The organism is Halalkalibacter krulwichiae (assembly GCF_002109385.1).
Taxonomy (GTDB): Bacteria; Bacillota; Bacilli; order Bacillales; family Bacillaceae_D; genus Halalkalibacter; species Halalkalibacter krulwichiae.
The window spans coordinates 3,539,205-3,551,582 of sequence record NZ_CP020814.1; the positions used below are offsets into that span (position 1 = coordinate 3,539,205).

Annotated in this window: 10 protein-coding genes and 2 pseudogenes; 3 read left to right on the forward strand and 9 right to left on the reverse strand. The window is 39.3% G+C overall.

The annotated features are described in order from the left end of the window. Positions 1-20: 20 nt before the first annotated feature. Positions 21-1,192, reverse strand: a pseudogene (gene purT / locus BkAM31D_RS17800) (formate-dependent phosphoribosylglycinamide formyltransferase). A gap of 123 nt (positions 1,193-1,315) precedes the next feature. Beyond that, positions 1,316-2,641 carry an alkaline phosphatase gene (locus tag BkAM31D_RS17805; protein ID WP_066156223.1) on the reverse strand — a complete coding sequence of 442 codons (1,326 nt, stop codon included), beginning with the start codon at positions 2,639-2,641 and terminating at the stop codon, positions 1,316-1,318. Positions 2,642-2,974: 333 nt separating this feature from the next. Here BkAM31D_RS17805 and BkAM31D_RS17810 point away from each other — a divergent pair, with 333 nt between their 5' ends. Next, positions 2,975-3,265 (forward strand): hypothetical protein, encoded by a 291-nt coding sequence (locus BkAM31D_RS17810; RefSeq protein WP_066156226.1) that lies wholly within the window; start codon positions 2,975-2,977, stop codon positions 3,263-3,265. Between the two features lie 479 nt (positions 3,266-3,744). Further along, positions 3,745-3,915, forward strand: a complete 171-nt coding sequence (gene sda / locus BkAM31D_RS17815) for a sporulation histidine kinase inhibitor Sda (protein ID WP_084372281.1) — start codon at positions 3,745-3,747, stop codon at positions 3,913-3,915. Positions 3,916-3,941: 26 nt separating this feature from the next. Here the strand turns inward: sda and BkAM31D_RS17820 are convergent. The 7 genes and pseudogenes from BkAM31D_RS17820 to BkAM31D_RS17850 all read right to left on the reverse strand — a co-directional run bounded on the left by BkAM31D_RS17820 (position 3,942) and on the right by BkAM31D_RS17850 (position 10,478). Continuing rightward, positions 3,942-4,750, reverse strand: a pseudogene (locus BkAM31D_RS17820) (cytochrome c oxidase assembly protein). Beyond that, positions 4,743-5,249 (reverse strand): DUF2243 domain-containing protein, encoded by a 507-nt coding sequence (locus tag BkAM31D_RS17825; protein WP_371807165.1) that lies wholly within the window; start codon positions 5,247-5,249, stop codon positions 4,743-4,745. The pseudogene BkAM31D_RS17820 and the gene BkAM31D_RS17825 overlap by 8 nt, the downstream one beginning before the upstream one ends. Positions 5,250-5,467: 218 nt before the next feature. Further along, complete coding sequence (gene pdxS, locus BkAM31D_RS17830) at positions 5,468-6,352, reverse strand: pyridoxal 5'-phosphate synthase lyase subunit PdxS (RefSeq protein WP_066156232.1); 885 nt, start codon at positions 6,350-6,352, stop codon at positions 5,468-5,470. Between the two features lie 27 nt (positions 6,353-6,379). Beyond that, the gene (locus BkAM31D_RS17835) at positions 6,380-7,318 is read right to left on the reverse strand and encodes a proline dehydrogenase family protein (RefSeq protein ID WP_235820494.1); all 939 of its coding nucleotides are present in this window, start codon (positions 7,316-7,318) and stop codon (positions 6,380-6,382) included. A gap of 50 nt (positions 7,319-7,368) precedes the next feature. Further along, complete coding sequence (pruA, locus tag BkAM31D_RS17840) at positions 7,369-8,916, reverse strand: L-glutamate gamma-semialdehyde dehydrogenase (RefSeq protein WP_066156235.1); 1,548 nt, start codon at positions 8,914-8,916, stop codon at positions 7,369-7,371. Positions 8,917-8,960: 44 nt separating this feature from the next. Continuing rightward, positions 8,961-9,212: a biotin/lipoyl attachment domain-containing protein gene (locus tag BkAM31D_RS17845; protein ID WP_066156238.1), complete on the reverse strand. Its 252-nt coding sequence runs from the start codon at positions 9,210-9,212 to the stop codon at positions 8,961-8,963. Positions 9,213-9,284: 72 nt separating this feature from the next. Then, positions 9,285-10,478 (reverse strand): ornithine--oxo-acid transaminase, encoded by a 1,194-nt coding sequence (locus tag BkAM31D_RS17850; RefSeq protein WP_157076846.1) that lies wholly within the window; start codon positions 10,476-10,478, stop codon positions 9,285-9,287. A gap of 408 nt (positions 10,479-10,886) precedes the next feature. Between BkAM31D_RS17850 and BkAM31D_RS17855 the strand changes: the two genes are divergently transcribed. After that, complete coding sequence (locus BkAM31D_RS17855; protein ID WP_066156246.1) at positions 10,887-12,347, forward strand: sigma-54 interaction domain-containing protein; 1,461 nt, start codon at positions 10,887-10,889, stop codon at positions 12,345-12,347. The last annotated feature ends 31 nt before the right edge of the window (positions 12,348-12,378 follow it).

Sequence of the window (12,378 nt, forward strand, 5' to 3'; positions counted from 1 at the left end):
ATTTCTCAACCGCAACCTACTTATTTATCGTTGTATAAAACCTTCATTTTCTCTGCTGCTTCTTTTGCGAGTTCACGTGCTGAATCTGTATCTGAAGAAACACTCAATGCAACAGCCATTCTTCTTCCTACTTTTGTTTCTGGTTTTCCAAAGAGGCGAACTTGTGTATGAGGGACTGCTAAAGCCTCCTTTACTCCCGTAATTTGATAGTTATCACTCTCTTCCCAAGCTTTAACGACATGACTTGCTCCATTAGATTGTAGTGTGATTTCTGTGATCGGATAACCTAAAATGGCTCGTACATGCAAGGCAAATTCGGATAAATTTTGAGTGACTAATGTAACCATTCCTGTGTCATGCGGTCTAGGAGAAACCTCACTGAAAAATACCTTATCCTTGGTTAGAAATAACTCAACACCAAATAAACCATAACCCCTAGCGCATCTGTAATCTTTTTAGCAATATCTTGAGCTTCGATAATTTGTTCTTCAGACATTTGGTGAGGTTGCCACGATTCGATATAGTCTCCATCTTTTTGAATATGCCCAATAGGTGGACAGAAAGAAGTACCCGAGGAAGAACGGACAGTTAACAGCGTAATCTCAGATTCAAAATCAATGAATTCTTCAACAATTACACGCGTACTTTTTCCTCTCGCCCCATCTAAAGCTATTTTCCAAGAGGATTCGATATCTTCTTCCGAACGACATAAACTCTGACCCTTTCCAGACGAACTCATAAGAGGCTTAATAACGCAAGGCGTTCCAATTTTCGCTACCGCTTCTTTTAATTCTTCATATGAATCCGCAAATTCATAACCGGCAGTAGGTAATCCTAGTTGTTCATTCGCTAATCTTCTAATCCCTTCACGATCCATGGTTAATTTCGTAGCTGAAGCAGTTGGTACAACGACATGACCTTCCTGTTCTAATTCCACAAGCACCTGCGTTTGAATCGCTTCAACTTCTGGAACTATAAGGTCTGGCTTTTCTTGTTCAATGATCGCCCGAAGTTGTTCACCGTCAAGCATATTTATCACGTGAGAACGATGTGCAACTTGCATAGCAGGGGCATCTGCATAACGATCCACCGCTACCGTTTGTACACCTAAACGTTGCGCTTCAATAATGACTTCTTTTCCTAATTCACCTGAACCAAGCAATAAAACTTTCATCGAATCAGCCTCTCCCATCAAATATTCATATTTTAATTCAATCATAAGGCCAATTCGGTCTATATTCAAGCTTAAAGTTCACCTTTGTCGAACGTTTTATATTAATATCAACATAAATGTTCGTATATAACTGCATTTTATTTAAAAATTAATTTTCATCGCTTTTGCTATCCTCTTAGGTAAATCAGTGTTATCCAACACCCCTTGAAAGAGTGAAGATCTTGGACCATATGCATATATCGGAACATCCACACCAGTATGTTCATATGTCACCCAATCAATATAAGCACTCCGACTAACGATTTGAGCGATTAGGTAAGGAACTTTTTCGATATCAGCTCTGTACAGTTCATTGATTTCTGATTTCGTCACGTCCAAATGTGTGTATTGTTTCATCACCTCTGATATATTTGTTCTTTCGGAATTAAAACACTGTGCTATAAACTGAGCTGTTGCTTCGACCTTTCTCAGCATTTCGGGTTCTGCTCTGTATTCATCATATCCTCCAACAGACATTCCACCTGTATCATGATCGCCCGCCACAACCACTAACGTCTCTCCGTCTTTTTCAGCAAATTCCAATGCAGTTATAACTGCACTTTCAAAAGCAGCAATATCATGCATGACCCAAGCAGGATCATGAGCATGACCAGCCCGGTCGATCTTACTCCCTTCAACCATCAAGAAAAAGCCATTATTATTTCTCCTCAAAAGAGCTAAAGCTGTTTCAGTCATTTCCTGTAAGCTAGGCTCTTCCGTACGATGCCTATCAATTTCTGCAGCCATCATATTATCAGCAAACAAACCTAATAACTTTTCAACATTCGGCTTTACTTCTGCTAACTCGCTCTTTGTTTGAACAAAAGTGTAGCCGCTTGATTCCGCTTCTTTAATTAGATTCCTTTGTTCTTGAACTCCTCCCGAAGATGCAGGGAGAAAGTTTCGTTCCCCTCCCCCAAGAAGAACATCAACCTTGTTCATTAGTTGCCGAGCAATTTCCCCTTCATTTTGTCTCGTATGCACATGTGTGGCGAACGCAGCAGGTGTTGCATCAGTAATCGATTTCGTTCCGACAAGCCCCGTTCCTTTTCCCTCCTCTTTTGCCGCTTCCAGTATCGTTTTTAAAGAATTCCCATCCTCATCTATTCCGATGAAACCATTTCTCGTTTTCACCCCCGTCGCCATTGCTGTTCCTGCAGCCGCAGAATCTGTAACCCAGCTATTTTTAGAATGTGTTTTCATCATTCCAACTAATATGGAATCTAGTACAAACTCCCCCTCCTTAAATATCCGATAATTCGCCGCATGTGCACTCGAAAAACCATCAGGAATCATCAAAATAACATTCTTAACATTTTGCCCGGAAGGATCACTCTCTGCAAAGACAGATAGCTGATCCTTCAATACACTAGGTAAAAGGACAACGAATAAAAGGAATAAAAGGAATGCTTTTTTTACAGAACTCATACTAACCCCTCCTTACTAGCTCTTTAGTTTTCGCCATCAACTGATAATTTATGACTCAACCTCTCGAATAACATGACAGTTTCCAACAATAAAAGGAAGGCAAAACCCGAACACTGTCTATTTATCATGAAATTTTGTCGAATGTTTGTTCGTAGTTATCCACTTTATTCACAACCACTTGTGGATAACCTTGATCGAACGAGACATCAACTTGGTAGGATTTTCACCTAGGCTCCTTCATCAATATGAGAAAAATAGGCTTCTGTTCATCCCAAATCTCTCACCCTTACATAGGCTAAAGAGAAATGATCATCGAACGAGAGGAGAGTTTCCATGTACAGAAACATTTATAGCACTACGGAACATCCACACAGTAATCATCGATTCGGCCCTGGCGGAATTGGCCCTTTAGGCGCAGGAATACTCGGGGCAGGTTTAGGATTTTTAGGAGGTCAACTTGTAGGCCCTGGGTTTGGCACATATCAGCCAATCTATGTCGGTCCTTCATTCGGAGGATATGGATACCCAAGCTACGGTCATGGCGGATATGGTTATCCTAGTTACGGTTACGGACCTCGACCAAGACCAAGACCAAGACCAAGACCAAGACCTTACTATTATTAAACAATAGAAAATGGTCACTTAAAAAGGAATCCTCCTTCTTTAAGTGACCTATAATTTGGCTAGAACTAATCTATTAAACAACATACTTTTTACTTTATCACATTAAAACATTACAATATTATAGAAAAGAACCCCGATGATAAATAACACACACCCAGTAGTACTAACAACAAATGTTAACGCTTCACCCTTTGATTGTTTCTCCATAACTATGAACCTCCCAATCATTTCTTCTATTAATAGATAGTGTGACCGGATTTGTACGTTCATATACCTATTCCCATCATAAAAGAATGATCTTTTTCATCATGGTTTAAAGATTACTACCTCCTCTTCTTATGACAAACTGAACGCTTCTATGGTATGATGATCATACACTTATGGATGCTATGAAAACTACCTAGAACTGGGCGCCTATGGTAGGTGGAGCTGGTGGCGCAACCGACCTAAGTAAATTTGCTGCAAGGAGGCTATTTACTATGGACAAACCCATGCATCTACATTCATCGTTTAAATCATTGACCGATAAAGAGTTAATAGAATTGTATAAACAAGTAAAAGCAATTCAAGACATAGAAAGAGATTTTATTGAACTGTTAGAAGAGGAGTTCAAACACAGAGATCTCCTTCCATTAATTGATAGTAAATAAAAAAGGAACCCGAGCAGGTTCCTTTTTCATTTGCTATCACCTAGGGCAAGAACGCTCTTTCCATTCATTGTAACTCCTCTAGGCCGCGTCGCCTTAAACCATTGGTAACAAAGGATAAAGATTAAAATAGCATCTACTATATCCCCCCATAATACATCAACATCGCCCCAGTTTCCGCTTCAATCTGCGAGACACCTAAAGGAGGTGAAGCGTAGATATACTTTGACAAGATTCCGTGTGCAGCTAATGCAAAAACTAGCACAATAGCGCGATAAATATAACTTCTTTGATGAGGCATCGGATCAATGTAAATCATTGAAATGGTAAATAAATACCCAGCGATAAACACATGTAGATGGATCAGAACATGAAGAACAACAGATTGATGCATTAGATGATACAAACTTGTTGTATACAATATCCATAGCCCACCTATATTTAAAAATGAAGCCACAAGAGGGTCCGTATACAGTCGAGCTGGCCAACTTTTCAAAAAACTTGTTAGCTTTCTAGCAGTTTGCACGGGTAAAGTTCTTAATAGCAACGAAACAGGAGCCCCCAATGCCATTAACAGCGGAGCAAGCATTCCAAGAAGCAAATGACCAACCATATGTATCGTAAAATCAACATGCGCCATCTTTGCGATTGGACCATAAACGGAAATGCTGGCACACACAATTCCGATCATCCATAAACCAGTTCGATAAAGCGGCCACGTTTTGAAACGCCGATTAGAAACATACACGCATACCATGTAAACAATTAAAGCAATAATAAAAGGAAAAATAAGTATGATCGGGGGACTAACGTGATGATGAAGAGAGTGATTATCCATTTACGGACACCTCAATATTCTTTCTCGCTCTATTTGCACGATTGTTCATAAGAGCCCCTATCAAGATCATCACAACGGCTACAATATTCCAAATCCAATCATAGACAATAACATTTTCTACATACCGAATTTGATGGATCTGCATCCATTTATGTTGAACAATCCCATCATACAATTGGAACACTCCAGCCCCAAGAAGCACTCCTCCCCACCACTTTGTTAACCACACGGCGTTCCGCCTCCGTAGATCCGCAAATAAAAACAACCCTCCAATGGTCGCAAACCAACTAAACGCGTGGAATAACCCATCTGAAATCAATCCTATTTCCGTAGTTGACCGATCATAAAAATGGTGCCAGTGAAGCAATTGATGAAAGACCATTTCATCAAAGAAAGCAACTAACCCCACGCCAAATAAAATACCCGACCATAGATTCCGTCTAGCATAAAGGAAGCGAGCTCCCCCTTCCAGTTCTGCAGGATTCGATAATTCAGTCAATTGTCGAACCTCCCTTTTAAAAGATTTCAAGTACATTTGTCTCTCTTCATCTTCACCTAAAGCAGATTTATCTAAACCATTTTAGCAATCATTTATCCCCCATCTTTCTTCGGTTTAAACAACAAAAAAGAAGCCAAACTTCACAACAGTTCAGCTTCTTGCAAGAACATATTACCTTTTCAAACCCCGTCTCTTAACTCATTCATCAATGTTACTAATTACGAGCCACGCTCTTGCATACGCTCAGTAGGGTTTAAAGTAGAAATTTCAATCCCTTTCATTGCTGTCCCAAGGCCTTTTGATAACTCAGCAATAAGTGCATAATCTTCGTAGTGTGTTGTTGCTTCTACGATTGCACGTGCAAACTTCTCAGGGTTGTCCGATTTGAAGATACCAGATCCTACGAATACACCATCAGCGCCTAACTGCATCATTAATGCAGCATCTGCCGGAGTAGCAACACCGCCCGCTGCAAAGTTAACGACTGGTAGTTTACCCGTTTCTTTAATTTGTAATAAAAGATCAAATGACGCTCCAAGGTTCTTTGCCTCTGTCATTAACTCGTCTGTAGACATTTGCTTCACCTTGTTAATTTGACCTTGAATCATACGCATATGACGTACAGCTTCAACGATATTACCGGTTCCAGGCTCTCCTTTTGTACGGATCATCGATGCACCTTCACCGATACGACGAGAAGCTTCGCCTAGGTCACGTGCTCCACATACAAATGGTACTGTAAAGTCACGTTTGTATAAATGAAATACTTCATCAGCTGGTGTAAGTACTTCACTTTCATCAATGTAATCAACACCCATAGCTTCTAATACACGAGCCTCAACAATATGACCGATACGTGCTTTTGCCATGACTGGAATAGATACCGCATTTAATACTTCTTCAACGATTGTAGGGTCCGCCATACGCGCTACGCCACCCGCTGCACGAATATCTGCAGGAACACGCTCTAATGCCATGACTGCTACCGCACCTGCTGCTTCAGCAATCTTCGCTTGTTCAGCGTTAATAACGTCCATAATGACGCCACCCTTTTGCATTTCTGCCATACCACGTTTAACTCTGTCTGTTGCTACTGTTTTCATGTTCTCCTCCTTAAAGATGCAAGGGCTTTATTTAGATAAAAGCCCCTTTAACGCAAAAGTAACGTTTTGCGGCCTCTCCGCTAACCTTCGCATAAAATATCCGTACCAATCTTCTCCAAAAGGGACATACACACGCATCGTATATCCTTTGTCCACTAAATCTTTTTGTAAATCCGTTCGAAATCCGTACAGCATTTGAAATTCAAATTGGGTCCTTGGGATCCCATTTTGATTTGCAAACTCAATTACTTTGTCTATTATTACGTGATCATGTGAGCCAATAGCGGTATAACTACCATTCATTAAATGTTTTTTGATAATTCGTAAATATTGATTATCTATCCTCGCTTTGTCTTGAAAGGCAACCACTTCTTGTTCTTTATACGCTCCCTTTACAAGACGTAATGGCATCCCTTTTAACATTTCAACATCATCTTCAGCATCATAGAGATAAGCTTGAATAACGGTTCCGACATTATCATATGATTCTCGTAAAGCTGCAAGAATTTCTAGTGTCGCTTTCTTTCGCGAATAATCTTCCATATCAATCTGGACAAAGTTATGAAACTTCTTAGCCACTTTCATTATTTCTTTCATATTCTCTAAACAAAATTGATCATCAATATCTAGGCCTAGTTGCGTTAGTTTGACTGATAATTGACAGTTCACACCCGAAGTCGCAATAGCTTCAAGCGTTTCAATGCACTTTTTTGTTGCATATCTTGCTTCTTCTTTACTTAAGACAAATTCCCCCAAATGATCAACGGTACACAGTAAACCTTCATTGTTTAATTGACTAACCGTTTTGATCATACTTTCAATGGTTGTACCCGCTACTACTTGAGAAGCACCTAGGCCTAAACCCCATTTCTTTGCACCTATATTCAAAACTTTATTTTTTGATAACGATAAGAAGAAACTTCTTGAAATTTTTTCAAGGGCCATCATACGAGCTCCTTCACTCATTTTTTAAAAGCCCTACCCAATGAGTTGAGTAGGGATATATGTCAAATCTATTAATACATTTCAGATACTGTTTTCGCTTGCATGTGTAACGCTAAATAATCAGGGCCTCCAGCCTTAGAGTCCGTACCAGACATTTTAAACCCACCAAATGGATGGTATCCAACAATTGCACCAGTACAATTACGGTTAAAATATAGGTTACCTACGTGAAAATCTTGTTTCGCTTGTTCAATACGAGCCCGATTATGAGTGATAACAGCTCCTGTAAGCCCATATTCTGTGTTATTAGCAATCTCAAGAGCATGATCGAAGTCTTTTGCTTTACTAATAGCTAAAACCGGCCCAAAGATCTCTTCTTGCATTAATCTTGCTTTTGGATCTACATCAGCAAATACGGTTGGTTGAATGAAGAATCCTGTTGAGTCATCTCCCTTTCCACCTGCTACTAAACGCCCTTCTTCTTTGCCAATTTCAACATAGCTCATTATTTTATTGAAGGCCGCTTGATCAATAACTGGTCCCATATACATGTCGTTCGTTTCCGGTTCACCAACAGATAACTCATTTGTTAATGCAACTACTTTTTCTAGTACTTCATCGTACACATCTTGGTGAATAACCGCACGTGACCCAGCCGAACACTTTTGACCAGAGAATCCAAATGCAGACACAACGATTGATTGAGCAGCTAAGTCTAGATCAGCTTCACGATCAACAACAACCGTATCTTTCCCACCCATTTCAACGATGACACGTTTTAGATGGTTTTGACCAGGATGCACAACAGCAGCTCTTTCATATAAGCGAACTCCAACATCACGAGAGCCTGTAAATGTAATAAGAGCCGTTTTCGGATGATCTACTAAGTAATCACCTACTTCAGCACCACTTCCAGGGATAAAGTTTACAACTCCTTTTGGAAGGCCGGCTTCTTCAAGTACTTCGACAAATTTGTAAGCAACCGTAGGGGTTGTGCTTGCCGGCTTTAGCAATACAGTGTTACCCGTTACGATTGGAGCAACCGTTGTACCAGCCATAATCGCAAAAGCAAAGTTCCACGGAGAAATCGTTACACAAACACCTGTCGGTGTATAGAAATAACTGTTATGCTCCCCTTCACGGCTATTAATTTGTTTGCCGTCTTTTAGCGCGATCATTTGACGAGCATAGTACTCGAGGAAGTCAATCGCTTCAGCCGTATCTGCATCAGCCTCCTTCCAAGGCTTACCTGCTTCTTTAACAAGCCACGCTGAGAATTCATGCTTACGACGACGAATCATCGCTGCTGCACGCACTAATACATTCGCTCTTTCTACTGGGCTAACTTTCCTCCAAGTTTGAAAAGCTTCATCGGCTGCTTGGATAGCCTTTTCAGCAATTTCTTTGTCAGCTTTCGAAACAATCCCTACTACCTCTTCCTTCTTAGAAGGGTTATTTGAAACAATTTTCGCTTTTGTCGTAATGCGCTCCCCACCTACAACTAACGGATACTCTTTTCCCAGCTCTGCTTCAACACTTTTTAATGCCGCTTCAAAAGCTACTTTATTTTCTTCTACCGTAAAATCAGTGAATGGTTCGTGTTTATAAGTTGTTAACATATATTTCTCCTCCAAATCTTTTTATCAAGTAATAAGATGATAGATTAATCACAGCCGCAAGGACTTGAGTCTTCTTCCACTAACGCCAATGTCATATTAGAGTATACGAGATCTCCCGGTGTAACATTCACTCTTGACACAACACCACTGAAGCTAAATTCAAGATTTCTTAATGTTCCACTCGCTGTTTTCACTTCAAACAAAGGTTGCCATTCGTGTACATACTCACCTGATTGAACATGAACTTTTTCAATGATTCCATCGATTGAACTATCTACCGTCCGAAAGCTTTTCACAACGAATCCCCCTTTAAACCCTTCCTCTAATTTTGTTGCTTCAGCGTAAATACAGACTTGATTTATTGATACTTAAGAGCCGAGAACTTTATAAATTTTTTCAATGGCCCAATCTAAATCTTCTTTTTTAATGACTAACGGCGGAGCAAAACGAATCACTTTCTCGTGTGTTTCTTTACATAATAGACCCTCTTCTTTTAATTGCTCGCAATATTTTCTAGCCGGTTCATTTAATTCAACCCCGATAAATAACCCTCTACCACGAACTTCTTTAATCATTGGGTTGTTAATTTTCTCTAGTTTCTCTTTCAAATAGCTTCCTAGTTCATATGAACGTTGAACAAGATTTTCTTCTTCTATCACTTCAAGGGCAGCTAGTGATACTGCACAAGCAAGCGGATTTCCTCCAAATGTTGAACCATGAGAACCTGGTTCAAATACGCCTAATACGTCACGGTTAGCGGCGACAACAGAAATTGGGAATACTCCGCCTCCAAGTGCTTTACCTAAAATATACATATCAGGCTTTACATCTTCCCAGTCACAAGCAAATAGTTTTCCCGAACGACCAAGTCCTGCTTGAATTTCATCAGCAATGAAGAGGACATTTTCTTGTTTACAAAGGGCTTGCGCCTCTTTTAGAAATCCTTCCCTTGGTATTCTAATACCCGCTTCACCTTGGATCGGTTCAAGCATAAACGCGGCAGTATTTGAAGTTATTGCCGCTTTAAGTGCATCAAGATCTCCATAAGGAATCACTTTCACACCAGGAAGCATTGGACCAAAACCGCGTTTATACTCATCGTTTGAAGAAAGAGAAACAGCTGTCATTGTCCGACCATGGAAATTCTCCTCACAGACGATGATTTCAGCTTGATTATCAGCTACTCCTTTTACATCATAAGCCCATCGACGCGCTGCTTTCACTGCCGTCTCAACAGCTTCAGCACCCGTATTCATTGGGAGAATCATTTCTTTCCCTGTTAATTGAGCTACTTTTTCATAAAACGGAGCAAGCTGATCATTGTGAAATGCACGAGAAGTCAACGTGATCTTATCGGCTTGTTTCTTCAATGCATCAATGATCTTCGGATGACAATGACCTTGGTTCACTGCAGAATAAGCACTTAACATATCTAAGTATTTATTGCCTTCAGGATCACTTACCCATGCGCCTTTTGCTTCCGATATAACAACCGGTAATGGATTGTAGTTTCTAGCACCAAAATTTTCTGTTTTCTCAATAATTGATCGTGTCGCTACCAAAAGAATCCCTCCATCTATTTCATTTGAATTATTTATCTATTTACACTTTTCTATAATGCAAATACCGTGCCAACTTTAAAAAGACCAATTTAGAAGCATTTAAAATCATTACAGAAAGTTTTTTTTCATTTTTGTATAATTTTTTTTACATAGTATAATTTTTTTTCGTTTTACAATGGTTTAAATAACTCAATTTAGCAAAAACGAAAAATTAACTGTCATTTTGATCCCTTTCCATATAGAATAAAAGAAAAATACTTTAAACATGTGGAATTATGACAATTGGTTTCGACTAGCCCGTTTAATTAAAAAGATGTTTCCGAAAAAATATTTTTCACTTTTACACCTTACGTATTGTTCGTTATTAGTATGAAAGAAAAAATAAAGCTTAGTGAAAGGGGAATCGTGATGACACCTTCTAAAAGCGCTGTAACTGATCAGATGATGAAAATCTACGAAACATTAGTCAATGAAATTGATGTAGGTGTACACGCTATTAACTCATCTGGAAAAACCATTATTTACAACGAAAAAATGATGGAGATCGAATCTCTATCGAAAGAAGAAGTGTTTGATAAAGACTTCTTAGATATTTTTACTTTTGAAGAGGGACAGCGAAGTACACTGTTAGAGGCCTTATTTCAAAAAAAAGAATTCAATAATGTTAGACAAACGTATTTCACAAAAAATGGTAAAGCTATTACAACTATTAACCACACCTTTCCTATTTATGATCAAACCGAAGTAATTGGTGCGATTGAAATTGCAAAAGATGTTACAAAAATTGAAAACCTTATCAAAAACAACTTAAAGGTAAAAGGAGATACTCGATTTACATTTGAAAGTTTAATTGGAGAAAGCCATGCGATTAAAGAAGTGATTGATATTGCTAAAAGAGCGACTCGAACCCCCTCTTCCATTCTGATCATAGGAGAAACAGGTACAGGAAAAGAACTGTTTGCCCAAAGCATACATAACGGTAGTGAACATTCATCCGGTCCTTTCATCTCACAAAATTGCGCGGCTATGCCCGACACATTAATTGAGAGTTTGCTATTCGGGACAAAAAAAGGAGCGTTCACAGGAGCAACCGATCAAATTGGACTATTTGAACAAGCTGAAGGTGGGACTCTACTATTAGACGAAATTAACTCGTTAAGTCCGATGCTCCAAGCTAAACTTTTGCGGGCTATTCAAGAAAAATCGATTCGTCGAATTGGCGACACTGTTAATCGCAAAGTAAATGTTAGAATCATTGCAACCATCAATGAAGATCCTGTTGAAGCAATCGCCAACGACCGTTTGCGAAAAGATTTGTATTATCGTCTTAGTGTTGTCTCGCTTTTCATTCCGCCAATGCGAGATCGAAAAGATGACATCCCCTTGCTTGTACGTTCTTTCATTGAAAAATATAATCATATTTTTCAAATGGATGTAGCTGGTGTGAGCGAGGAAGTTCTCCAGATCTTTAACCAATATGACTGGCCAGGGAACGTCCGCGAGATTGAACATGTCATCGAGGCTTCCATGAATGTTCTTGTAGGTGAAACAATGATTGATGTAACTCACCTTCCACACCATTTTAAAAACAAATCAACCTTCTCGTCTCAAGGTTCATCTATTATCGGTGTATACAACACGAAAAGCGAAGCAAATCCAGAGACTGAAGGTCCAATTGGCGCGATCAATGAAATCAATCCAAGTGCACCTGTTGATAATTTGAAAGAGTTTTTACTTAAGGCGGAATCCTATTACATTAAGAAGGCGCTCGAAAAACATAAGTATCATAAAACGAATGCGGCTGCTGAACTTGGACTAAGTAGACAAACATTACAATATCGCATTAAACGATTAAATATTGATGCGTAGAAAAAGAGGTTGTCCCATATGTCGATTTTTT

Bases quoted from the DNA above. Each gene is read 5' to 3' on its own strand.
- BkAM31D_RS17835 (WP_235820494.1), bottom strand. From the start codon at position 7,318: ATGAGTGAAGGAGCTCGTATGATGGCCCTTGAAAAAATTTCAAGAAGT.
- BkAM31D_RS17810 (WP_066156226.1), top strand. From the start codon at position 2,975: ATGTACAGAAACATTTATAGCACTACGGAACATCCACACAGTAATCAT.
- pruA (WP_066156235.1), bottom strand. From the start codon at position 8,916: ATGTTAACAACTTATAAACACGAACCATTCACTGATTTTACGGTAGAA.
- sda (WP_084372281.1), top strand. From the start codon at position 3,745: ATGGACAAACCCATGCATCTACATTCATCGTTTAAATCATTGACCGAT.
- BkAM31D_RS17805 (WP_066156223.1), bottom strand. From the start codon at position 2,641: ATGAGTTCTGTAAAAAAAGCATTCCTTTTATTCCTTTTATTCGTTGTC.
- pdxS (WP_066156232.1), bottom strand. From the start codon at position 6,352: ATGAAAACAGTAGCAACAGACAGAGTTAAACGTGGTATGGCAGAAATG.
- BkAM31D_RS17855 (WP_066156246.1), top strand. From the start codon at position 10,887: ATGACACCTTCTAAAAGCGCTGTAACTGATCAGATGATGAAAATCTAC.